Origin of the sequence: Thioclava nitratireducens (assembly GCF_001940525.2) — a bacterium.
Taxonomy (GTDB): Bacteria; Pseudomonadota; Alphaproteobacteria; order Rhodobacterales; family Rhodobacteraceae; genus Thioclava; species Thioclava nitratireducens.
Genome location: NZ_CP019438.1, coordinates 130,236 through 152,390 on the forward strand (window position 1 = coordinate 130,236; position 22,155 = coordinate 152,390).

Below are 22,155 nucleotides of genomic sequence, written 5' to 3' on the forward strand. Positions count from 1 at the left end.
TGCTGAGCGCCATTCATCACGTTCTGCCCTCCCTCGCTGCGTTGGGCATCTTCGGCTACTGGATCATCGCGGCGGCGGCGGCACTCGAAGCTTTTCTCCTCACGGGAATCTTCATTCCCGGCACGCTCATCGTCGATGCGGGCGGCGTGATGGTGCAACAAGGGATGCTTGATCCGTTCGACCTTATCTGGTTCGTCGCGATCGGCTCAATTCTGGGCGGCGAGGCCAGCTGGTGGCTCGGTCGGCACGCGCGCCATGGCATGTTGGGGCGCTGGAAAGTCGAGGAGATGAAGCCCTACAAACGTGCAGAAGAGCTTTTTAAGCGACGGGGCGGCGTAGCACTGGTTATTGGGCGATTTCTTGGCCCGGTGGCAGCATTCGTGCCCTTTGCCGCCGCACTTGCGGGCATGGAACGAAAGAAATTCGGGCTCTGGAACATCCTGAGCGGGTTTCCTTACGCGATTGCGCATGTCAGCTTCGGCTACGCTTTGGGCGCGGGACTCACGACATTCAGCCCGCTGATGACGCGCAATACGCTTTTCTTCCTTGCATTGCTTGTAATCGCCGCGGTGCTTTATTGGACCCTGCGTCGGCTCGATCGCGCCATTCCGCATCTTCTTGAAATGATGGGTGGGCTACTCGACGAGATCGCGCGCCATCCCCGCGTCGACAGCTGGGGTGGCCGTCACCCGCGCGTGGCGAAATGGATTGCGCGCCGGTTGGATCGCAGTCATCTGGCAGGGCTGCCGCTGACGCTCGGTGTGCTGGCCTTCGTTTACCTGTTCGCGCTGCTGATCGGTCTTTCGCTCGATTTTCTGCAAGCGGCACCCATCGTGCAGATCGATGCACAATTGGCCGAATTGATGCGCCTGTTCTGGACGCCGGGCCTGATCCAGATATTCATCTGGATCACGGCGCTCGGCGATACGCGCCTGGTGGTGGCGGTGCTTGCGCTTGCACTGACCTGGCTCGCCGTGCTGCGCCGTTTCGATCTTTTTTGGGGGGTCCTGGTCGCGCTCGGGCTCGATCTGGTCTCGGTGGTGATCCTGAAAGCGGGCTTCAGCCGACCGCGTTCGATTCTGGGCTATTTTCAAGAAAGCTCGGGCAGTTTTCCTTCGGGCCACGCGACGCTTTCGGTCGCCTTCTACGGGATGCTGGTCTTCGTGCTCTGGCGCCTCACGCGCCTTGGCGCGGTGAGCGCTGGCGTTCTGGCTGTGCTCTTTGCGGGGTTGATCGGGCTGAGTCGACTCTATCTGGTCGAACATTACCTTAGCGACGTGATGGCGGGCTGGATCCTTGGGGCGCTTTGCCTTCTGGTTGGGATCTCCATCGCCGAGTGGCTGCGGACGCGTATCCGGGAACACGTATCGCCGCGGCCGCGCTGGCAGATCGGTCTTTTGCTCGCGCTCTCGCTCGGCCTTGGCGGGTTTGCCGTAAAGCGTGTTCACGATTATTCCAAAGCGCTGAACCCGCCGCCGATGGCGCAGCCGCTCATCCAGGTTGCGCAAGGCGCCAATCTGCCGAAATTAAGTGCGGGTTCGCTTGAGGCTCAAACCCTCGATGCAGAGCATAGCTTTCCGGTGGCGATGGGCATCTGGGCGCACGGCTCCACGCAGATCGCAAGCGCGCTCGAGACGCAGGGTTGGACCCGGGCGGGAGCACCCAGCCTGACCGCGCTTATGCGGGCAGCTTTTGCAACGGTTCGTGACAAAACCACGCCAGATGCCGCACTTGCCCCACTCTTCTGGCGAAACGAGCCGAACGTGCTTGGTTTCAGCAAACCCGGACCTGAAATTGAAGCGCAGATCCCAAGACTTCGACTTTGGAAGACCTCCTATATCGATAGCTCGGGTGCGCGGCTTTGGCTTGCCGTGTTCACACGAGATGACGGTCTTCTGCAAACCGACGGAGAACCGGCCTACAATTTAGCACCCGCTTTGATGAACGCACTGACCACATCGGGCACCGCGCAGATTGCGGGTGGAATCTCCTCGCAAGAATTCCAACGGATTCCATTGCTCGCACTGCGCTAAGAGAATGTTCTTACAAATTCGTAAGACGGGAGAAAAACGCTACGTCCTTGTGCAGGCGATTGCTGGCGGCATCGGTGCGGATGCATCGCAAGCAATGAGGACCTTATGCGAAACCTGCTTCTTTCCGCCGCGCTCATCGCGGTGCCGGTCGCGTCATTTTCAATGGTCGAAATGGCCATGAATACGGGAGGGCCGGGCGCTTCCGCGGCGCAAGCTGCAAGCCTCGGCGATATGAGCCCTTACGAGACGATCGTGAGCGATACACAGACGCTTGCCAAGAAAGGCGAGTTCACCGCTGCGGAGAAACGCATCACCGATCTGGAGACCCTTTGGGACAAGAACGCGGCCAAGCTGCGCAAGGCCGATCCTTCCGCTTGGGGCGTGATCGACGGTGCGGCGGACAAGGCTTTCGCCGCGCTGCGCACGAAGTCGCCGGATTCGAAAACCGTGATGCAGAGCCTTAACGGCTTGCAGACCGCGCTTGCCGATCCGGTGCCCTCGGAAGTCGGGGCTGTGCAGAAAGTCGCGGGCATCGCGGTGACCGACAAGACCGGCCATGCGCTGCCCTGCGAGGCGATGATCGGGCAGTTGCGCGACACGCTCGGCGGCAAAACCGCGCCGCAAGCGGTTTCCGACCTTCAGGCGAAAGCGCTCGAGCGCTGCAACGCCGACGACGATACCCGCGCCGATGCGTTCTCGGCGCAGGCGCTGGCAATGCTGAACGACTGAGGCGAACATGAGCTATCAACAGACTTTCATCTACCCCGACGAAGAGTTGACCAACCCGGTCAGCCGCGTTCCCGAGGTCACGCCGGGCTTTTGGCTCATCAAACTGATGGCGGTGACGATGGGCGAGACGGCGGCCGACTTTCTGGCCGTCAATCTCGGTCTCGGTCTGACCGCGACGACGATCCTGATGACCGCGATCCTCGCCTTGGTGATCCGCTGGCAATTCGCGCAGCGCCGCTACGTGCCTGCAGTCTACTGGTCGGCGGTGGTGCTGATCTCGATCGTGGGGACGCTGATCACCGACAACATGACCGACAATCTCGGGATTCCGCTGATCGACTCGACGATCGGGTTCACCATCCTGCTGGGCGCGACCTTCGCGGCGTGGTTCGCCTCCGAGCGCACGCTCTCGATTCATGAGGTCTACACCGCCCGGCGCGAAGGGTTCTACTGGCTCGCGATCCTGTTCACCTTCGCGCTCGGCACGGCGGTCGGCGATCTGATCTCCGAGCAGTTCGGGATAGGTTATCTCGCGACCGGCATCCTCTTCGGGCTGATCATCGCGTCGCTCACCTTGGGGTATGTCACCTTCAATCTGGGCGGGCTCTGGGCGTTCTGGCTCTGCTATATCTTCACCCGCCCGCTGGGTGCGTCCTTCGGCGATCTTCTCTCGCAACCGACCGATTATGGCGGGCTGGGCTTCGGCACCATTCCCACCAGCCTCGGCTTCCTCGCCGTCATCGCAATCACCGTCGCCGCGATGACCGTGAAACGCAGGCGCATCTGATTCCCTTTCCAGATCGTACGCCGCGTGGCCCTCCGTCCCGTCCGTCCGGGGCGGAGGGTTTTTCGTCTGGGCCAAGCCGGTAATCCAGCTTCTCACCGATTTGTAAGAAACTGTCGAAGTCGATCCGGATCGCGACGGGCAATTTCCTCTCAACATCAAAAGGAGGTGCCCAGAGATGCAAACAGACACACTGGCCGTGAGCACGCGGGGACTTACCCTGCGCTACGGCGATTTCACCGCGCTCCAGCCGCTCGATCTCGATATCGGACGTGGCGAGATCTTCGGATTTCTCGGCCATAACGGCGCGGGCAAGACCACGACGATCCGGCTACTGACGACGCTCATGGAACCCAGCGGCGGCACGGCGAGCGTTGCCGGGTGTGACCTCGCGCATAACCGCATCGCGCTGCGCCGCGCCATCGGCTACCTGCCCGAGAACGTCCGCCTCTACGACACGCTCACCACGCGCGAGAACCTGCGCTTCTTCGCGGCGCTCTCGCGGATCGAGGATGCCCGCGACCGCGTCGAGGAGGTGATGGAGTTCCTCGGCATCACCGATCTCGCCGACCGCCGGATCGCGACCTTCTCCAAGGGGATGCGCCAGCGGGTCGGACTGGCCCAGGCCATCGTCCACCGTCCGCAGGTCCTGTTTCTCGACGAGCCGACCTCGGGGCTCGACCCGATGGGGGTGCGCCAGCTGCGCGAGGTGCTCGAGCGGCTGAACGCGCAGGGCATGACGATCTTCATGAACACCCACCTGCTGAGCGAGGTGGCGCGGTCGTGTTCCTCCATCGGCGTGCTCTCGCATGGGCAGCTGGTTTTCCACGACACGATCGAGACGGTGAACGCGCGCTACGGCTCGGAAGAGGCCCTCGAGGAGCTTTACCTCTCGGTGGTGCCGGATCGCGAGGTCGCGGCATGACACCTTCCACGATCCTGCGCCGCCACGCGCTTGCCGCGCTTGCACGCGAGCGGACGATCGCGCTGGTGGCCGCGCTGTTCGCCGCGCTGGTGCTGGTCTCCGCCTATCTCGGCTGGTCCGCGACCTCGACGGTCGACGCGATTTATGCCAGCGCCACGCATTGGTTCGAAGCCAATGGCAAGCCGGTGCCGCCAAACCCGGTTACGCAAGGCTCGCCGCTGGCGCTGCTGCGCAACCTCACGATCTATATCAGCCTGATCGGCGCGTTTTCGGCCATCGTGATCGGCTACCGGATGGTCGAGACCGACCGCCGGGCCGGCGTGCTGCCGCTGATCGGCGCGCGCCCGCTGGAGCGGCTCGATTACGCGCGAGGCAAGGTCTCGGCACTCGCTCTGGCCGTCGGCGGACTGGCCGCGCTTGCGGGCGTCGTGGGCGCCGCGACCCTCGTCATCCTGCCTTCGGTGCATCTCGCCGCAGGGGATTGGGCGCGGCTGGCTGCGTTCTTCTCTCTGGGCTGGCTCTACATGATGACCTTCGGGCTGATCGCGATCGGTGCTTCGGCGCGGGCGCGCAGCGAAACCGTGGGTCTGATGGTGCCGACGGTGGTCTGGCTGGTGCTGACCTTCGTCTGGCCTGCGCTGACCGGAAACATCCTGCCCACCGCTGCGATCAACCCGATCTCGGCGCTCGCACCCGCCCCGCAATCCGCGATCTTCGACCTCTCCGCAAACCTGCTCGGGCCGTTCTCGCTGGCCGAAGCCTACAAGTATCTCGGAGCGGAGCTGATGGGTTACCTGCCCGACGGTCTGCCGCCGCGCGGTCCCGTGCCGCCGCTGGTCGTGATGATGCTCTTCGCTGCGGGCTCCGGCCTCTATGCGCTGCGTGGCTGCCTCAAGCTCGACATGACGAAGGGAGGCCCCGATGCCTGATCTCTCCGCAATCTCCACCGTTGCGCTCAAGGACGCGCGGATCGCGCTGCGCGACCGTTTCCTGCTCGCCGCGACGCTGGCGCTCGTCGCCGCCGCGCTGATCTCGCTGATCACCGGAACGGTCGCGATGCGCACCGATGTCGCCACCTACATGGCCGCGAAACAGCAGCTGCTGGCGCTCGGCAAAAGCCTCGGTTCGATCGCGGCGCCCGAGTTCTATCCGCTGAAGCTGATGCGCGGCACGATCGAGCAGATCGAGATCATGGGCGCCGTGATCGCGCTGATCGCGGGCTACCGCGCCGCCGTCGAAGAGCGCGGACGCCAGACGTTGGCGCTGATCCTGACGCGGCCGCTCTCGAACTGGCAGTTCCTCGCCGCGAAGCTGCTGGGCGGGGCCGGGCTGATGGGGGCGGCGCTGGCTTGCGTCTTCGCGCTCTGCGCAGTGGTGCTCGCGCTCGGTTCGGGCATTGGGATCGGGGCGAATGACCTCTTGCGCCTTGCGATAACCTGGGGGGCTTCGACGCTCTATCTCAGCGCGATCTTTGCGGTGGGCTTCGGGCTGAGCCTCTGGCTGAAAAGCCCGGCGAGCGGGCTGCTCTACGCCTTCGCGCTGTGGCTGCTGGTGGTCCTCGTCGCGCCGCAGATCGGCGACACGATGGACCCCGATAACCAGGTCGCAGGCGGCGTCTTCGCGCAGCTTTCGATCCCGAAAGCCGAGCAGACCAAGATCAAGCAGGGCTTCGCCACCTACGAAACCATCCGCAACGGGATCGAGGTCTCGTCCGTGACCAAGCATTACGAGCGCTTCACCTTCGCGGTGCTCGGAATCAAGGACATCTACACCGGCAAAGCGCTCGGGCCGATCTGGGCCGACAAGAAGGGCGATGCCTGGTTCCTCATTCTCTTCACCCTCGGTCTCGGCGGGCTCGTCCTGCTGCGTCCGATCCGTGCCGACCGTCTGACCAAGGAGACCTGACGATGAACAAGACCCTTTCCACCCTCACCGTGCTGCTGATGCTCGCCGCTGGCGGCGCCCAGGCCGCGCAGACCGATACCGACAAGGATGGCGTGCCCGACATGGCCGAACCGCTGCTGCACACCGATCCGCAGAACCCCGATACCGATGGCGACGGGCAGAACGATTTGGCCGACAAGGACCCGGTGGTCGCGCAAAGCCCGATCCAGCCCGGGGGCACTGCCGCGCCGTTCCATATCGGAGAGCTGCTGGTCGAGAACAATGTCGATCCCGCGACCCATACGGACGCGCCCGATCACCTCGAGATCCAGCTGGTCAATGACAGTGCCAAGCCGCTGAGGGGCTTCACCCTCTTCTACACCATCACCGACGCCGATAGCGGCGCGAAGGAGGCCTATATCCTGCACCCCGACGTGACCGTTCCCGCCAATGGCTCGGCCCGCATCCATGTCGATGACAGCGGCAAGCCGGGGCATCTGCGGGCGAACCCGAACTCGATCTACACCACAGCGCAATCCGCGAAACAGGTCGAGGTGAGCCTGCAGCTTCCGGGCACTGCGGCGGTGACGCAGGGTGTCAAGAAAGACGCCGGCGGCGCCGAGCAGGCGGATTGATCGCCAACCATCGCAGAGCGGCCCCGCATCCGGGGCCGCAACGGAGACAGAGGCGATGAAACTTCGCGAAATCGCGCGGCTCGTGGGCACCGTATTGGTCGGGACGCTCGCGGCGCTGGTGCTCTATTTCGGGTATTTGCAGGTGACCGGAAATTTCCACACCGTGGTGGCTGGAGAGTTCTATCGTTCGAACCAACCGACCGCCGCGAGGTTGAAGGCCTACAAGAAAAAGGACGGCATACGATCGGTCCTGAACCTGCGCGGAGCGCATCCGGGACAGGCGTGGTACGATCAGGAGAAGGCTGCGGCGAAACGGCTTGGATTGGAATTGATCGACTTCAAGATGTCCGACCATCAAACCCTCAGCCCGATCCGCCTCGCGGCGCTCGAAGGGGCGATGGCGCGGGCGCCCAAGCCCGTTCTGGTTCACTGCAAGGCGGGGGCGGATCGCACCGGGCTCGCTGCCGCGCTTTACCTTTATCATCAGAAGAAGCGTTCGCCTTCCGAGGCGGGTTGGCAGCTCTCGTTTCTCTACGGCCATATAGGCGTGCCGTGGCTCTCGAGAGCCTGGCCGATGGACCAGACATGGATGGCGGCCAACAGTTGAAGGATTTCGAACCTCTTTGCCGCAGGTTTTGCTATGGCGAAAGCTGTGCCCGAGTTCAAGTCGTAGTCAAGAATCTCCGAAACCCGGAGAAAGTTGCAAAAAACACGCGTTGCAGGCGAGTATGTCGTGTTTGTGCTCGTGAGCGGACATTCAAAGCGAGCGCAGCGAAGGTCAGCTCTGGGCCGATTCTGTGGAAAAACACCCGTTCGCGATTGCAGAAATTGGAAGCTTTCGTGATGTGCGACTGCCTTTCCTATAAGGCTTTTCGCGGTTGCTGCGGTGCGGGAAGGATCTTTGCCAGCTTCCTGAGGTTCTGGGCGGTTGCGGCGAGGAGAAATTCGTCATTTGCGCCGCACGGGCCACGTAGTCGGAGGCGTCCGAGGCCAAGGATGCGTTTGAGGTGCGCGAAGAGCATCTCGACCTTCTTCCGGAGCTTCATCGAGACCTCGTATTGCCTGGTCTTTGCGATGTCCCTGGCGACCTGGCGGGCGTCTTCGTGTTCCTCGCGGGTGATGGACCGGAAGTCCATGTTCGGGCAGCAGTGCTGCTTCGAAGGGCAGGCCTGACAGATGTGCTTCAAGCCGCGGTATTTGGCGACGCCCTTGCCGGTCGGTCCTCTGTTCGGGTCGGAATAGTTCCGGCGGAACTGCTTCAGCGTCTGGCCCTCTGGGCAGATGTATTGATTGTTTTCGGCGTCCCACTCGAAGTCGGCCCGAGTCCAGGTGCCATCGTTACGGCCCGACTTGTCCAAGACGGGGATGTGCGGCGCGATCTTGCGCTCGACCAGCCAACCCAGCATCGGCCCGGTGCCATAGGCGGTATCCGCGATCAGGCGTTCGGGATGCAAATCGAACTTGGCCTTAACCCGGTCCAGCATGGTGCGTGTCGAGCCGACCTCCGCCTGCCGGATCGACCGCGTCGCCTCGACATCCACAATGACGCCGTGATCCGTGTCGATCAGGTAGTTGTCTGAATAGCTAAAGAATGCCGGACCCTTGCGCGCTGCCGTCCACTGGCTGGCCGGGTCGGAATGCGAGGTGAACTTGGGCTGGACCTCGCTGGCGGCACCGAAGGCGGCCTCGTCCAGCGTCTCAAGATACTCGCGAACGGCGCGGGGCGCATCCGTCGGATCGATTTGCGAGGCGTCCCACTCTTCCTTCGGCGTCGAGTTCTGCTTGTTCGCATCCGCCTCGATCAGGCTGGCATCGACCGCCATGCGCTGCCCGCTCACCAGGCCTTCCTCGATGCAGCGTGCGACCGTCATCTCGAACAGGTGGCGTAGCAGCTCGCTGTCACGAAACCGGCCATGGCGGTTCTTCGAAAAGGTGGAGTGATCCGGCACCCGGTCAGCAAGGTCGAGCCGGCAGAACCAGCGATACGCCAAGTTCAGATGCACCTCTTCGCAGAGGCGCCGCTCGGACCGGATGCCGGAGCAATAGCCGACCAGGAGCATGCGGATCAGCAGTTCGGGGTCGACAGACGGACGGCCCGTGTGGCTGTAGAAAACCGCAAGATGAGCACGGATGCCGCTCAGATCGACGAACCGGTCGATGGATCGAAGTAGGTGATCTTGCGGAACATGATCCTCCAGCGAAAACTCGTAGAACAGCGCTGGCTGAGCTTCCTGCTTCGGTCCCATCATCGCCAATCCTCCCACCTGATGTCGGAATTGAATCAGCGCCACGTCCAGCAATCAAGCGCGAGTTTTTCAACGGAATACGCCCCTACCGACATCTCCTACCCCTTTTAGGGGTCTTTGAACGTCTTCACGACCTCTTCGAGCGTTTTTTTCGCAGTCGCGAGCTGCGAAGCCTTGATCTTGAGCTTCTCGCGCTCCGTGAGCAAGCTTCCGATGCGTTTCTGCGCTTTCGCGAGCTGTTCGGTAAGTTGCTCCGCCTTCTTGATTGACGCCTCGAGGTCATCCTCCAACGCAGCGATGCGCTTGTCGCGATATTCCATGGAGGCGTTCGCCGCATTGAGCGAGCTTTCGGTGGTCTTTTGCATGTCCCGATGTGCTCGGGCGAGGAGCATATGAACATGTGAAGTCAACTCCTCCATACCGGGCTGGAGTTCCTCGACCATCCCGGAAGGCAAAGCGGCGAGCAGCCGTCTTTTCTCTGCTTCCTTTTCGCGTTCGAGAACCCGCTGAATGACCTTTTTGACAGCTTCCGCGCTCGGGGCTTTGGCGATGCCCGCCGCCTTGAGCCAGTCACAAACGTTTTTCCCGTTCACGTCCTGACCATTGAAACGCAGATCGGCGATCGCATCGGCGATGTCGTCATCGGTGTAGTTCGGTTTGCGCCCTGCAGTGCTTTTTTCAGTCATGTAACCTCGGTCTTCATGTAATCATTCGTTGATTCATTTGATGAATGACATTCAACGAATAGCTGCGTGCGGCAGGCCTCATTGCCCGGCCTGACAGGGACATCGTCTCGGCCTGGAAATTCCAAAGCCGATTTTTCTGAAAAAGTTGGGCGGGCTTCGGCCCGACGTCTCGCTCTGCCGCTGATCCGCTGCCACGCGCCAAAGACGCTTCCTTTACGCAGCTATCGAAATGCTAAGTGGGTTAGCACGCTATTCCGGAATTGTGGACGAAGCGCTCCTACTACGCTTCGTCGTATGCCGTTGCTCGCGCGACCTTCTTCTCAAGGTCGGCCATCGTGGACTGCCATTCGCGCACCGACGCCGTGACGCGGAAATCCGTGAGATAAGCGCGCTGCGAGTAGCGGTTCGAGTGACCGAGGAGCGCCTGCGCTGCCCATGCCGCATCCGGCTCTTCCGTGCGGATCAGGTTCGTGACCAAGGTCCGGATCAGGTGGCCCGAAATCCCAAATTCCTCTTTCAAAAGGGCGCTCGGGTGGTAGGTGCCATACCCTTCCTCCCTAAGACTGAGCAGGTTCATCCCATCCAATTCCGCCATGCGGTCCTTGAGCTGCCACGACGGACGATCGGCCAGCACATGCGCATCGAGAAGTCGGGCCGTGAATGGCCAGAGAGTACCCAGTTCCTTTTTGCGTCGTGTCTTTGCCTGTCGAAACGCCACTTCCCAACTGCCATCGGGCAACCGTTGGATCTCGCGACCAATCCGAAACCGTGACAGGTCGCCCTGTCGGTCCGACCCGTTGACCAGAAGCGCGAAGACCACGGACTTGCGCCTGAACCGTTCGGCTTGGGCACTGTCCCCTCGGCAAGACGTCGCGGCTTCAGAAAGTCGCGCGGCCCCATGCAGGATATCGGCGAGGTCAAACGTCTTGAGAAAACGTTTGACCTTCGCGTGTTTGCCCTCCGGCTGATCCTCCGCTTCAGCTCGCAACTGCCCGCGGATATCCGCGAACGCTTCGGCGGCGGCCCGGTCGAAGAGCCGGCCGCGATATGCGAAACCTTCGATGCGTTCGAAATAGTCCGCGGCCGAGCGTGGCGTAATACCTCTATCGACGAGCAGATAGCGCAGGAATACCTCGGCGAGATCGGGGCAGAAGGCGTCACCGAGCGCGATGCCGCGCCCGTTAGCCCAGATCCGGGCCGTCTCGCAGGTGCCGACGGCAGCGACGACCGACGCGCGCGACTTTTGCCGAAGCGGTTTGTAGACAGTCTCACCGCGTCGAACGACCCGGTCGAGAAGAGGGAGGGCCTCGCGCCAACGCGCGGGCCATTGCTCGGGTAGCGCCGCGATCCGGGTAGAGACCCGAGGCTTTTTCGGTTTGCTGCCGTAGGTCGAGTTCAACCAGCGATCCCAGTTCTTCGTCACGTCCCGGGCCGGGGCAAGCGACACGGTGGGATCAAACCGTGTGAGGGCCGAGATCAGGGTCCGGTAGCTCGTCCGGCTGCTCGCCGCGGCCTCGAAGTCCTCGCGACTTGCTGTTTCTGGCGTCCTGCCCACCGCCGCGAGGGCGCCGTAGAAGCGCTCGAGCGCGGCGGGTGCGCCGCGCCCCTTGAGCGTGCCTTCAACAACTGCCTCCGCAACCGCGTGGGCGACAGGCCGGGGCACATTCTGCATTCGCGCAAGCAGCCGTGCGACCCGCTCGGCGCGCGAGAAAGGTTGATGAGCCATGAGGCCTCCTCAGGAAAGGTTGAGTGTCGGGTCGAGGCGCTGGATGACCTCGGCGAAGAGACGCGACGCTTCGCGTCCGGCTCCACGCGCGTAAAACGCCTGCACCGTATCGAGCTTGTCGCCGAGCAGGTCTGCGACGACGCCATAGGCGCCGGGGTTCTGTGCAATATAGAGCGTCGCGCCGACATGCCGCATCAGGTGCGGACTGAGGCCGATCACTCCGATCCGCGACATCCCACGATTCCAAAACTTGTTGAATGTGCCCCGCGAGATTGCCTCACCGCTCTTGATGCCCGGGAACAGGTAGGGATTGAGCTCGGAATCTGTCCCGTGACGCGTGCACCACTTTTCGCGCCCTTCCTCGATCCAGAGCGCGAGCGTCTTCCACTGAACCGCCGGCACCTCGTGGAAAATGTCGCGATTGTTTTTCACACGCGTTCGGGCAATGTCGATCATCGCCAAGGCCCCCTTGCGACGCGGGAGGCAAAGCTCGGCTCCTTGCCCGCTTATTGTCAGCTCGTGGATGTTGCGCGTCCGCAGGGGGCGCGAGAGCTGAAGAGCCATCGCTGCCGAGGCCATCGCCAAATGAAGCGCCTCGGTCTGGGCATGCACCCCCAATTTGTCCCACCCATCAAGCCCGCGCCGCGCTTCGCGTGCCAAAACGCGCGGACCTGTCAGGATGGCTCGAACCACCTCGGGGTTGTGATCCAGGAGCTTGAGAAACGCCGCGCGTTCTGCCGCCATCTCGTTTGCGTAGTCGCTGTTCACGGCGTCGGAAAATCGCAAATCAGCGATCGCATCGAGCACGTCGTCACCGAGGTCATTGCGCTTCGCGAGCGTATCGAGGGTAGCAAGCCAAGAGTTCGTCGAAGACGTCTCCTTGACCGTCTTGAGGGTTTTGCTTTGCTTCGTCCTCTCCGCGTATTTTGCGGTCGCCATTTTGACATTCTTGGAGGTCAGAAGGTCTTCGAGCTGAGCGACGCCAGGGGGCGGTGTGCGGTCCTCCCATGTGTGCCGGATCAGCCAGGACAGAGCCTGGCGGTGGTTTTTGCGTCTAAGCTCAGGGTTGCGGATCTTGCGCTTGTTCTTGCTCCGTCGCGGCAGCGGGTCTTCGCCGAGTTTGCCCCCGAAACGATCGCGCTGCGGCCGCTCCCCATTGATAGCCCGCTCGATCGCCGTTTCGCAGGATGCGACCAGAGACGCTGGTAGCGCCGTCCAGTCGAGCGGAGCGTCCCGTAGTCCCGGAAGGGACCCCACCGGCGATGTCGGGAGCAGGGCGGCGATTTCTTCATGCCGGTCCCTTTGGGTGATCATCTTGTCGAGGAGCCTGAACGAGCGACGGAAGGAAGCGGTCTTGTCCGCTGGAATACGCGAGAGCGCTTTGGCGGCCGCTTCGTTATCGAGCTCTGCGGGAAAAACCTCCCCGACGCGCGCCCGCAGATTTGCGAGCGATACGTCTGCCATTCCGGGCAGCAGTTTTTTCCCATCGGGCCCCGGACGGTTCTGCACTCGCTTGGCGTAATCGATCAACTGGTCCCATGCGAGGCGCGCATCGGGAGCGACAGGCGCCTCTGCGGTCGCCTCCTGCGCTTTCCGGATCGCGGCGCTGATTTTTCCCGACCAGGTATGAAAAGCGCGCTCCGCCGCCTTCGGCGTCGCGGCCCGAAACTCCCCGGCCCAGACGATATGGCGGGCAATCTCGGTCCATGCGACGTCATCTGCGGGAACCTGCTTGAGGGTTCGGCCGGTCAGCTTCTCGACGCGGCGAAACGCGGCGCCGTAAGCCTGTGCGGAGGACTCGGAATAGAGATTGGGCAGGGCGAGGTAGATATCGTTGAGAGTCATTATTTCATCCTTGCTGGTAAGATTTCATCTGCTGAGTGGCGCGTTCATTCGGACCAAGATGAACGAGACGCTCACGCAGATTTGGCCCATTAAGTTCGGGGGGTGTTTGGTTCAAAGGGGTAGAAAACCCGTTCAAATTGCGGTTTTGCCGTTCAGGCGCAGTGGCGGCGATCACAGCCATGAGCACAGCCAGCGATCGATCTCAGCGGCCACAAAACGGACGCGTGTGCCGATCCTGCGGCAGGGCAGGGTGCCCTCTCGCGCCTTGGTGATGAGCGTCGATGGCCGGTAGGGCACGCGCATTGCCGCCTGCTCGGAGGTTAGCAAGCGCTGTCGATAGGCGGCTTCCATTCCCGCTGGCGGCTGCCCGCCCTCAAACGCCCAGATTGTCTCCCAAGAATAGCCCCTGCGCCGGCCCTCGCGGACCGGGAGCAGGAGGCCGTCTTTCTCGGCGCGCCAGAGTGTCGCATCGCTCCCTGCCTGCCAGCGGCGAAGCAGGTCGGCGGCACTCAGGAGGGTTGAGGCGTGATCGACGTCAGAGGTCTTGGAGCGTTTCGGCATCGGCATTTCCTTTCGTTGGAAAGGAGAGAGGGAAATCGCCGTTCAAATCCAAATTTTCGCGTTCAGAATTTTCAGGGGGTGGCAGAGTAGGGGGTGCGGGTGCCGGGCTGGGGGCTTTTCGTGCTGCTGGGAAATTCCAGCTGCGATCCTGCCCTATGGTTCCCCCTGTCCCGGGCACGGACCTGTCCGGACCTTGTGCCACAAGGCGAGGCGGAAGCGTTCCGTCCTTCTTGCGCTTGTAGTAGGTGGTTCGGCTCAGGCCGTATTCTTTCCAGATCTCAAGGCGCGAGGCGTTGTTCTCGGCAAGATATTCCGCTCGCGTTTGCGCCCCATTCCGCTCGCGCCGTTTCCGTTCGGCCTCTGCCTTTCGACGCTTTCGTTCTTGAGCAGGCACGATCTGGCGCAGGCCGAGGGCGCGTGCGTCCTCTCCTGAAATTCCGAGCCGTTCCGCGAGTGTCGCGCCGGAATAGTGATAGCGGCCATCTTTGAGCGGGGTCGTGCTAGGCGCCCGGGCGGCTTGTTTTTCCGCGCTGCGAATGATCGCCGCGACTTCCTGCGGGGGGAGATCAGGTGTCGCGACCTGAGCCATCTCGTCGATTTTCCGCGCGAGTTCAGTCTCTCGTGGATCATGCGTCAGAGAAGTCGCGAAGATATGCAGCCAGGTGTTCCGCAGGCCCTCCGGGAGCCGCCCGCCGTGCGACATCCGGATAGCTTCGAGGTCATCGCGGATCTGACGAAAACGTGCCGCCGGGGGAAGGCCGAAAGGCATCGCGCGTGCGGGAGCGGTCGGGCGCCGCTTCGCGCGTTTTTCTGCGCGAAGCACTTGCAGTTGAGCGCGGGTGGGCAGGCCCGCAGCTTGGAAGATCTCGTCGGAGAGGGCATCGAAGTGGTGCCGTGCGGCACTTCCGCCGGAGACGCGCACCCGCCGTCCGGACTTCTCATTGATACTGCCCGGGAGCCGAAAGATGCGCGCCGCTTCCTGGCTCGAGCGATCGACACCGAACCTTGCGAACACATCCCCGAGTGCGCGCATCGTCGATTGCCAGCGAGGCAAAACTTGGGGCGGCATTTCATTGATAAGCCAGATCAGGGCAGAGCCGCGTCCACTCTGCAGCACCACGGAGGGCGCGGGAAGGTCGGAGGCACAGACGTGGCGCAGGATCGCCGCTTCGACCTCGTCCCGGCTCTGCCCGCGCCATTCATCCGTCATGTGCCAGTCGAGATCTACGTAGACCGCGTTCAGAGCCTTGAGCTGGTCGAGGTTTCGCCGTCGTGAAAATCGGTTCATAGACAGATATGCTCGACCATCGAGCAATCCAGATAAGCCTAAACTCAGGTCACTGGCGGCCAGGCATCGGTTGTGCGCCCTGGAACCTTCGAACCAAAGGATCGCAGGCCGACCGTGAGAATGGCGCGGGTGGAGGAGCTCAACATAAGCTTCCGCAGAGAGATCTTCGATCGAGGGCGGGGTGTGGAGTGTGGCGAGGCTTTGCATCGACCGGACATGGATCGGTTGATGCGGCGCGGAAGCGATTTGCTGGCATCAACAATCGGGGGGAGAATTCCTACCAACCAATTCGACGACGAGAGCGGATCGTGAAAGGGTTCAAATCGCCCGCGCACTTGCAGCGCTTCGCCTCGATCCACGGCCGGTCGCCGCGAGGTTCATGTGCAGCTGTCTGACGCGGTCATTGTCAAATCCGCACTTCGCTGAAATAGTGAGAGTTGTTGACAGTTTTCAAAAGATGGCCCGATGACCCGGAAATCCGAACCTGCCCGCTATATTTCTTCGGTCGAGAAGATCAATCAAAGGCGCGCGCAGACCTTGGCGTCTATTGCCTCCGAGGCGATCCGCGAGATGATCATCGAGGGACATCTGCGGTCGGGCGACCGGATCAATGAGAGCCATCTTGCGGATCGGTTGGGAATCAGCCGGGGGCCGGTGCGCGAAGCCTGCCGGAGCCTCGAGCAAGCGGGGCTGCTTTACAGCACTACGAACAAGGGGGCGTTCGTCCGCGAGCTTTCCGAGGAAGAGGCGCGCTACCTCTATGAGTTGCGTGGGGCGCTGACCGGCCTCGCCGGCAGGCTCATCGCGCTGCGTGGGACGGATGCTGCGATCGCCGATCTGCGCAAGCGGGTCGAGAAGATGGACCGCGCGGTGAAAGACGACGATGCCGCAGGCTATTTCAAGCTCAACCTCGAGTTCCACGACGCGCTGATTGCCGCCGCTCAAAATCCTGCACTGGAAAGCCGTTATCGCGAAATCGTCGACCAGCTGCACCTCATGCGTCGGCGCGGCCTCGTCGATGCCCATAACATCCAGGTCTCGAACGAAGAGCACCAGCACATCCTCGATGCGCTCGAAGCGCGCGATCCCGATCTGGCGGAGCGCCGGATGCGCGAGCATGTCGAGGGCGGTTTCTCGCGTCTTCAACAAAGCCTTCACACGGCGTAACGGCGGGCCCTATGCGGTCTGCGAATTAACATTTCGAAAACTGTTGACAGTTTACAGGTCATTAACCGATAGTCCTCTGAGAAACGATGAAGGGAGGAATTCATGCGTGTTCTTGGAAAGCTCTGGGCCGGGGCGCTTGTCGTCGCCGCGTCTGCCATGCCCGCACTTGCCGACGAGTATCCGTCGCAACCGATCGAGATCATCACTCACGCGTCTGCCGGTGGGGGAACCGACACGACTGCGCGCGCCTTGGCCGCCGCGGCGGCAAAGCCGCTCGGCACACAGGTCTTCGTGAATATCAAGCAAGGCGGCGGCGGTGCCGTGGCGATGGGCTATGCGAAGACCCAGCCCGAAGACGGCTACCATCTGATGGCGATCACGCCGACCCATCTGATCACGATGGCCCGTGGCCGCGCCCCGGTTTCGATCGATGACGTGAAAGGTGTCGTGCGGACCACGGACGATCCGATCATCGTCACGGTGAATGCCGCCAGCGGCATCAAATCGATCGACGAGCTGATCGAGGCGTCCAAATCCTCGCCGATCAAATGGGGCGGGACGCAGGTCGGCGGTATCGATCATATCGCCGCGATGACCTTCGCCAACAAGACCGGCACCAAGGTCTCCTACGTCCCGTTCGACGGCGGTGGCGCGATGGTCACCAACCTGATGGGCAAGAACATTCAGGCCGCCGGGCTGAACTACGGCGAGGCCGCCGACGGTATCGAAGCGGGCGACTTCGTGCCGCTCGCAATCATGGCGCCGAAGCGGATGTCGAGCCTGCCCGACGTTCCGACGCTGGCCGAAGAAGGCTTCCCGGGTGTGAACTTCTCGACCGTGCGCGGCATCATCGCGCTGAAAGGCGTGCCGGATGACAGGCTCGCCGTGGCGGAGAAAGGCTTCATCGAAGGCATGAAGACCGATCAATACCAGAAATACCTGACGGGTATCGGTCTGGACGGCTCCAGCGTCGCGGGCTCCGAGGAATGGGATGCCCAGATCCGCGAGATGTATTCCAACATCGAAACGACGCTGAAATCGCTCGGCCTCGCGAAGTGACGACGGCTGCGCGGGCGGCCCTGATGCCGCCCGCGCGCGCTCCAGCATTACAGGTGAACCATGTCACTCAGCCGCGATAGCGTGACGGGGATATTGCTCCTCGTGATCTGCGCTCTCCTTTGGTACGCGACGACGACTTTCGACAGTGATCCGATGGGCATGACCACAGGCATGCCCGCGACAGAGATGCCGCGCCTCGTCATCGGCGTCATCGCCATGCTCTCGCTCGCGCTGACGGTGCAGGGCCTGTCGCCGAAGAACAAGACCCGGTTTGGCGCGGTCGCGTGGCAGGTGCCGGTGACGGCGATCATCCTCGGTGCGATTGCGGTGCTGCTGTCCACCATCGGTCTGCCGCTCGGCTTCTTCATCGTCTGCACGGTGATCCCGATCCTCTGGGGCTCGCGCCGCTACGTGGCGATCGTGCTCTTCGCGCTCGCCACGCCGATCGCGATCTACGTCATCTTTCAACTGCTGCTCTCCGTGCGCCTGCCGCTCGGTCCGCTCGCCGCGCTCGGTCTTTAAGGACACCCGATATGGATATTCTTGGTGGTTTGCTCACGATCCTGCAGCCCGCGACGCTGATGCTGATCGTCTTCGGCACGATCGCGGGCGTGCTCGTCGGTGCCCTGCCGGGGCTGTCGAGCTCGATGGCGGTGGCGCTTCTGCTGCCGTTCACGATCTATCTCGATCCGATCCCGGCGATCGCGATGCTGGCCTCGCTTTATTGTGCGGGCACCTTCGGCGGCTCGATCACGGCGATCCTGATCAACGCGCCCGGTGCGCCGCCGGCCGCCGCGACCGCGTTCGACGGCTATCCGCTGGCGCGCAAGGGGCAGGCGGGCCGCGCGCTTGGAATGGCGGCGGTGGCCAGCGTCATCGGCGGGATCTTCTCGCTGATCGTTCTGATCCTAGCCGCGCCGCTTCTGGCGACGGTCGCCTATAAATTCGGTCCGCCGGAATATTTCGCGCTGACCGTGTTCGGCCTTTCGATGCTCGCCTCGATCAGCGGCTCCTCGGCGATCCGCAACCTGATCGGGGGTGCGTTCGGTGTGCTGCTTTCGACCGTGGGTGTCGATCTTCTGACGGGGGTCGAGCGGTTCACGTTCAATGTCCCCGAGCTTTACGAGGGCATCAATTTCATCCCGGTGCTGATCGGCCTGTTTGCGATGGCGGAGCTGCTCAATCAGGCGGGCGCGAAAGCGAAGAAACTGCAACGCATCGCGGTGGGGCGGATCGCTCTGCCCTCGCGCGAGGATTTCCGCGCCTGCTGGAAGACCATCCTACGCTCGAGCGGGTTGGGCACCTTCATCGGCATCCTGCCCGCCGAAGGGAGCACGATGGCCGCGATGATCGGCTATAACGAAGCCAAGCGCTGGTCGCCCAATGGCAAGAATTTCGGCGAGGGCGAGATCGAGGGCGTCGCCGGTCCCGAAGCCGCCAACAACGCCGCGACGGGCGGGGCGATGGTGCCGACGCTGGCACTCGGTATCCCCGGCTCCGCGACCGCTGCCGTGATCCTTGGCGGGTTGCAGATCCAGGGGCTGCGTCCGGGCCCGTACCTGTTCCAGAACCAGCCGGATCTGCTTTACGCGATCTTCTTCTCGATGCTGATCGCGAATGTCGTCTTCCTGATCTTCGGTCTCGCGGGGGCGCGCTATTTCTCGCGGATTTCGATGATCCCGCGCGAGTTCCTCTGGCCCGGCGTCTTCTGCCTCTGCGTGGTCGGTGCCTATGGCGGGGCGCAGTCGATGGTGGATGTCTACATCATGCTGATTTCCGGTCTGGTCGGCTTCTTCCTCAATCGCGCCGGGTTCTCCTCTGCGCCGATCATCATGGGGCTCGTGCTGGGGCACCTCGTCGAAAGCTCGCTCGGGCAATCGATGATCCTGTTCGATCAGGACGCGACCGGCTTCCTGACGCGCCCGATCGCGCTGCTGTTCTTCGCGCTCGCGCTTCTGAGCGTGCTGTCGACGCCGCTGGGGCGGTTCATCTCGGCCAAGCGCCGCGCCAAGGTCGACCGGCTGGCGCACGGGAACGAGTGAGGCGAATTTGCTGACTGCTCCAAGAATACCCGACCGCAGCTTTCTGGCGGTGGCGCCCGCGGCTGCGGTCGGCGGCGCCGCGTGGAACCTGTCCCATCTTCCGCTCGGCTGGTTGATGGGGGCTGCTTTGGTCACCGGGGTCGTCGCGATGATGGGCGTCGCGATCACCGTGCCGGCGGGTCTGCACAAGGCCGCGCTGATCGTGATCGGAACCGGGGTCGGGCTGGCGCTTTCACCCGACGTTGCGGTGCAGATCGTGACATGGGCGCCGGTCATGGGCGTGGCGGCGGTTCTGGGGATCGCGATGGCGGCCCTGATGGCGCCGCTGTTGGAGCGGTTCGGCAAGGTGGATCGCGCGACCGCCTATTTCTCGCTGCTGCCCGGCGGTGTCATCGAGATGGCGAATATCGCGGGTCGCTTCGGGGCGGACCGCACCACCATTGCGGCGCTGCACACGGTGCGCGTGGCCCTTGTCGTGGTCCTGTTGCCGCTGGCGCTGTTTTCGATCTTTGAACATGGCTCGGGCGGTGCGGCCAGCATCGGCGCGGCAAATTCGGGATGGGTGATGATCGCCGCAGCTCTGGCGGTCGGAACCTTCGGCGGCTGGCTGGGCGCGCGCCTTCATTTTCCCGCGGCGTGGCTGCTCGGCGCGGTCATCGCGGTCGGCATCGCGTCGGGCAGCGGCGAGGTCGGTGCCAAGCTGCCGGGCGGATTGCTCGCATTGGCGCAGATTACCGTCGGCATGACGCTCGGCTCCCGGTTCGACCGTAGACGGCTCGCCACTATCCCTCGCGCCCTCGCCGTCGGCGTCCCAGTGCTGATCACCATCATCGTGGTGATGGCGCTTTTCGCGGCGCTCTGCGCGCTCTTCATGCCGGTCGACCTGTCGACCCTGGTGCTGTCCTTCGCGATCGGCGGCATGGCCGAGATGGTTCTGACGGCGAAGGCCCTCCACCAAGACGTGGCGCTCGTCGCGGCCTTTCAGGCTGTGCGCGGCATCGCCGCCAATGCTTTGGCCGGTCCGATCTGGATCTGGCTCACACGAAATCGAACAAAATGAACAGGAGAATGACGATGTCCGTAATGCAGAATGCCTTTGCCGAGATGCCCGAGGGCACGACGATCACCGAAGAGGCGGCCCGCTTCGTCGAGACCGTGACTTTCGAGGATATCCCCGAAGAGGCCCTCACGATCGGCAAGCGCTGCCTGATAGACGCGCTCGGCCTCTATGTCGCGGGCTCGGAAGAGCACTCTGTCCATATTCTCGCGCAAGAGGCCGAATATGTCGGCGGCCGCGAGGAGTCGCGCCTTCTGGGCAGCACTCTGCGTGTGCCCGCCGCGATGGCGGCGCGCGTTCTGGGCACCGCCGGGCACGCGCATGACTGGGACGACAGTCAGGTCAGCATCGACCCCGCCCATATTTACGGTCTGCTGACGCACCCGACGATCCCGCCTCTGTCGTCGGCGCTGGTGACGGCGCAATCGCTCGGCGCAGTCTCGGGGCGCGATTTCATGCTCGCTTTCCTGACCGGGTTCGAAGTGGAGTGCAAAATCTCGGAATGGATGCTGCCGCGCCATTACATGCAGGGCATGCATTCGAGCGGCACGGTCGGCACCATCGGCGCTTATGCCGCCGCCGCGAAGCTGCTGGGCCTCAAGGGCGACGAGCTGCGCTGGGGCTTCGGCATCGCGGCCAGTTTCGCCGCCGGCATCCGCTGCAATTTCGGCACGATGACCAAACCGCTCCATGTCGGGCGCGCCTGCGAAAACGGGGTGACGGCCGCGATGCTCGCCAAGCGCGGCTTCACCGCCGATCCGAACGCGTTCGACGGGCCTTGGGGGTTCATGGCCGTGCAGGGCGGTGGCGCATCGCCCGAGAAACTGTCGCAAGGTTTCGGCAAGACCTGGACGATCGTGAACCCCGGCGTGTCGATCAAACCCTATCCCTGCGGCGTGCTGACCCATCCGACGATCGACCTGATGCTCAAGCTGGTTTCCGAGGCCGACGTCCAGCCCGAGGATATCGACACTGTGACCGTTCACGCCGGTAGCAACATCCTGAAACCGATCCGCTACCCGATCGCCCAGAACCACCTGCAGGCGAAGTTCTCGCTGCCTGCGGCGCTGTCGATGATCGCGCTGGCGCGGCAGGCGGGCAAGGTCGAATTCTCGGACGATTTCGTGGCGAGCGACGCGATGCAGGACATGCAGCGCCGGATGCGCACCGAGCTGGACCCCGAGATCGAGGCGCAGGGCTTCGACAAGATGCGCTCGCGGATCACGATCCGCCTCAAGGACGGGCGCGAGATCAGCGGCTGGGCCGATGAGCGCTATCGCGGCGGGCCGGAAAACCCGCTCAGCGATTCCGAGGTGGAAGACAAATTCCGCTCTTGCTGCGCCGGGGTTCTGGAGGCAGATCAGCAGGATGCGCTGATCGCGCAGGCTTGGGCCGTCCTCGACATGACGGATGCCGGGCAGCTTGCCGACAGCTTGCAATAACGCATAGCCTCTGCCGATCCGACATGGGTCGGCAGGGGATTCCGGA

The 22,155-nt window shown here is 63.0% G+C and carries 20 protein-coding genes and 1 pseudogene; 15 read left to right on the top strand and 6 right to left on the bottom strand.

Annotated elements, in window-relative coordinates; translation table 11 throughout:
* Positions 1-41 precede the first annotated feature (41 nt).
* The 8 genes from BMG03_RS19460 to BMG03_RS19495 all read left to right on the top strand — a co-directional run bounded on the left by BMG03_RS19460 (position 42) and on the right by BMG03_RS19495 (position 7,597).
* Positions 42-2,033, top strand: a complete 1,992-nt coding sequence (locus BMG03_RS19460; RefSeq protein WP_167733413.1) for a bifunctional DedA family/phosphatase PAP2 family protein — start codon at positions 42-44, stop codon at positions 2,031-2,033.
* A gap of 105 nt (positions 2,034-2,138) precedes the next feature.
* Complete coding sequence (locus tag BMG03_RS19465; protein WP_077701416.1) at positions 2,139-2,762, top strand: hypothetical protein; 624 nt, start codon at positions 2,139-2,141, stop codon at positions 2,760-2,762.
* Between the two features lie 7 nt (positions 2,763-2,769).
* Positions 2,770-3,549, top strand: a complete 780-nt coding sequence (locus tag BMG03_RS19470; RefSeq protein ID WP_077701417.1) for a COG4705 family protein — start codon at positions 2,770-2,772, stop codon at positions 3,547-3,549.
* Positions 3,550-3,724: 175 nt separating this feature from the next.
* Positions 3,725-4,471, top strand: a complete 747-nt coding sequence (locus tag BMG03_RS19475; RefSeq protein WP_077701418.1) for an ABC transporter ATP-binding protein — start codon at positions 3,725-3,727, stop codon at positions 4,469-4,471.
* On the top strand, positions 4,468-5,400 hold the full coding sequence (locus BMG03_RS19480; protein ID WP_077701419.1) for an ABC transporter permease: 933 nt from the start codon (positions 4,468-4,470) through the stop codon (positions 5,398-5,400). The genes BMG03_RS19475 and BMG03_RS19480 overlap by 4 nt, the downstream gene beginning before the upstream one ends.
* Positions 5,393-6,376: an ABC transporter permease gene (locus BMG03_RS19485; protein WP_075777568.1), complete on the top strand. Its 984-nt coding sequence runs from the start codon at positions 5,393-5,395 to the stop codon at positions 6,374-6,376. The genes BMG03_RS19480 and BMG03_RS19485 overlap by 8 nt, the downstream gene beginning before the upstream one ends.
* Before the next feature lie 2 nt (positions 6,377-6,378).
* Positions 6,379-6,990 carry a hypothetical protein gene (locus BMG03_RS19490; protein ID WP_077701421.1) on the top strand — a complete coding sequence of 204 codons (612 nt, stop codon included), beginning with the start codon at positions 6,379-6,381 and terminating at the stop codon, positions 6,988-6,990.
* Positions 6,991-7,045: 55 nt separating this feature from the next.
* Positions 7,046-7,597: a tyrosine-protein phosphatase gene (locus BMG03_RS19495; protein WP_077701422.1), complete on the top strand. Its 552-nt coding sequence runs from the start codon at positions 7,046-7,048 to the stop codon at positions 7,595-7,597.
* A gap of 253 nt (positions 7,598-7,850) precedes the next feature.
* Here BMG03_RS19495 and BMG03_RS19500 read toward each other — a convergent pair whose 3' ends face one another.
* The 6 genes from BMG03_RS19500 to BMG03_RS19525 all read right to left on the bottom strand — a co-directional run bounded on the left by BMG03_RS19500 (position 7,851) and on the right by BMG03_RS19525 (position 15,342).
* Positions 7,851-9,239 carry an IS1182 family transposase gene (locus BMG03_RS19500; protein WP_075777544.1) on the bottom strand — a complete coding sequence of 463 codons (1,389 nt, stop codon included), beginning with the start codon at positions 9,237-9,239 and terminating at the stop codon, positions 7,851-7,853.
* A gap of 104 nt (positions 9,240-9,343) precedes the next feature.
* The gene (locus BMG03_RS19505; protein ID WP_075777543.1) at positions 9,344-9,922 is read right to left on the bottom strand and encodes a hypothetical protein; all 579 of its coding nucleotides are present in this window, start codon (positions 9,920-9,922) and stop codon (positions 9,344-9,346) included.
* Between the two features lie 280 nt (positions 9,923-10,202).
* Positions 10,203-11,648, bottom strand: a complete 1,446-nt coding sequence (locus BMG03_RS19510; protein WP_075777542.1) for a hypothetical protein — start codon at positions 11,646-11,648, stop codon at positions 10,203-10,205.
* Positions 11,649-11,657: 9 nt separating this feature from the next.
* Positions 11,658-13,493 (bottom strand): site-specific integrase, encoded by a 1,836-nt coding sequence (locus BMG03_RS19515; RefSeq protein ID WP_075777541.1) that lies wholly within the window; start codon positions 13,491-13,493, stop codon positions 11,658-11,660.
* Between the two features lie 171 nt (positions 13,494-13,664).
* Entirely contained in the window at positions 13,665-14,054 is a 390-nt protein-coding gene (locus BMG03_RS19520; protein WP_075777540.1) for a helix-turn-helix domain-containing protein, read from the bottom strand.
* Complete coding sequence (locus tag BMG03_RS19525; RefSeq protein ID WP_077701424.1) at positions 14,029-15,342, bottom strand: hypothetical protein; 1,314 nt, start codon at positions 15,340-15,342, stop codon at positions 14,029-14,031. Before BMG03_RS19525 ends, BMG03_RS19520 begins: the two co-directional genes overlap by 26 nt.
* 251 nt (positions 15,343-15,593) lie before the next feature.
* Between BMG03_RS19525 and BMG03_RS21110 the strand changes: the two are divergent.
* The 7 genes and pseudogenes from BMG03_RS21110 to BMG03_RS19560 all read left to right on the top strand — a co-directional run.
* Positions 15,594-15,701: pseudogene (locus BMG03_RS21110) on the top strand (IS6 family transposase); the annotation flags it as partial.
* A gap of 106 nt (positions 15,702-15,807) precedes the next feature.
* Positions 15,808-16,509: a GntR family transcriptional regulator gene (locus BMG03_RS19535; RefSeq protein ID WP_075777537.1), complete on the top strand. Its 702-nt coding sequence runs from the start codon at positions 15,808-15,810 to the stop codon at positions 16,507-16,509.
* A gap of 102 nt (positions 16,510-16,611) precedes the next feature.
* Positions 16,612-17,568: a Bug family tripartite tricarboxylate transporter substrate binding protein gene (locus BMG03_RS19540; protein ID WP_077701425.1), complete on the top strand. Its 957-nt coding sequence runs from the start codon at positions 16,612-16,614 to the stop codon at positions 17,566-17,568.
* A gap of 60 nt (positions 17,569-17,628) precedes the next feature.
* Positions 17,629-18,090, top strand: a complete 462-nt coding sequence (locus BMG03_RS19545) for a tripartite tricarboxylate transporter TctB family protein (RefSeq protein WP_075777536.1) — start codon at positions 17,629-17,631, stop codon at positions 18,088-18,090.
* Positions 18,091-18,101: 11 nt separating this feature from the next.
* Positions 18,102-19,610 carry a tripartite tricarboxylate transporter permease gene (locus BMG03_RS19550; RefSeq protein ID WP_075777535.1) on the top strand — a complete coding sequence of 503 codons (1,509 nt, stop codon included), beginning with the start codon at positions 18,102-18,104 and terminating at the stop codon, positions 19,608-19,610.
* 49 nt (positions 19,611-19,659) lie between these two features.
* Positions 19,660-20,670 (top strand): AbrB family transcriptional regulator, encoded by a 1,011-nt coding sequence (locus tag BMG03_RS19555; RefSeq protein ID WP_157771626.1) that lies wholly within the window; start codon positions 19,660-19,662, stop codon positions 20,668-20,670.
* A 14-nt stretch (positions 20,671-20,684) separates the two neighbouring features.
* Positions 20,685-22,109 (top strand): MmgE/PrpD family protein, encoded by a 1,425-nt coding sequence (locus BMG03_RS19560; RefSeq protein WP_075777533.1) that lies wholly within the window; start codon positions 20,685-20,687, stop codon positions 22,107-22,109.
* Positions 22,110-22,155: the final 46 nt, after the last annotated feature.

What these genes read in the sequence shown, in the direction of transcription:
- BMG03_RS19515 (WP_075777541.1), bottom strand. Translation starts at nt 13,493, where the DNA reads ATGACTCTCAACGATATCTACCTCGCCCTGCCCAATCTCTATTCCGAG.
- BMG03_RS19510 (WP_075777542.1), bottom strand. Translation starts at nt 11,648, where the DNA reads ATGGCTCATCAACCTTTCTCGCGCGCCGAGCGGGTCGCACGGCTGCTT.
- BMG03_RS19505 (WP_075777543.1), bottom strand. Translation starts at nt 9,922, where the DNA reads ATGACTGAAAAAAGCACTGCAGGGCGCAAACCGAACTACACCGATGAC.
- BMG03_RS19520 (WP_075777540.1), bottom strand. Translation starts at nt 14,054, where the DNA reads ATGCCGAAACGCTCCAAGACCTCTGACGTCGATCACGCCTCAACCCTC.
- BMG03_RS19540 (WP_077701425.1), top strand. Translation starts at nt 16,612, where the DNA reads ATGCGTGTTCTTGGAAAGCTCTGGGCCGGGGCGCTTGTCGTCGCCGCG.
- BMG03_RS19465 (WP_077701416.1), top strand. Translation starts at nt 2,139, where the DNA reads ATGCGAAACCTGCTTCTTTCCGCCGCGCTCATCGCGGTGCCGGTCGCG.
- BMG03_RS19545 (WP_075777536.1), top strand. Translation starts at nt 17,629, where the DNA reads ATGTCACTCAGCCGCGATAGCGTGACGGGGATATTGCTCCTCGTGATC.
- BMG03_RS19495 (WP_077701422.1), top strand. Translation starts at nt 7,046, where the DNA reads ATGAAACTTCGCGAAATCGCGCGGCTCGTGGGCACCGTATTGGTCGGG.
- BMG03_RS19490 (WP_077701421.1), top strand. Translation starts at nt 6,379, where the DNA reads ATGAACAAGACCCTTTCCACCCTCACCGTGCTGCTGATGCTCGCCGCT.
- BMG03_RS19525 (WP_077701424.1), bottom strand. Translation starts at nt 15,342, where the DNA reads ATGAACCGATTTTCACGACGGCGAAACCTCGACCAGCTCAAGGCTCTG.
- BMG03_RS19470 (WP_077701417.1), top strand. Translation starts at nt 2,770, where the DNA reads ATGAGCTATCAACAGACTTTCATCTACCCCGACGAAGAGTTGACCAAC.
- BMG03_RS19480 (WP_077701419.1), top strand. Translation starts at nt 4,468, where the DNA reads ATGACACCTTCCACGATCCTGCGCCGCCACGCGCTTGCCGCGCTTGCA.
- BMG03_RS19560 (WP_075777533.1), top strand. Translation starts at nt 20,685, where the DNA reads ATGTCCGTAATGCAGAATGCCTTTGCCGAGATGCCCGAGGGCACGACG.
- BMG03_RS19500 (WP_075777544.1), bottom strand. Translation starts at nt 9,239, where the DNA reads ATGATGGGACCGAAGCAGGAAGCTCAGCCAGCGCTGTTCTACGAGTTT.
- BMG03_RS19535 (WP_075777537.1), top strand. Translation starts at nt 15,808, where the DNA reads ATGACCCGGAAATCCGAACCTGCCCGCTATATTTCTTCGGTCGAGAAG.
- BMG03_RS19485 (WP_075777568.1), top strand. Translation starts at nt 5,393, where the DNA reads ATGCCTGATCTCTCCGCAATCTCCACCGTTGCGCTCAAGGACGCGCGG.
- BMG03_RS19475 (WP_077701418.1), top strand. Translation starts at nt 3,725, where the DNA reads ATGCAAACAGACACACTGGCCGTGAGCACGCGGGGACTTACCCTGCGC.
- BMG03_RS19550 (WP_075777535.1), top strand. Translation starts at nt 18,102, where the DNA reads ATGGATATTCTTGGTGGTTTGCTCACGATCCTGCAGCCCGCGACGCTG.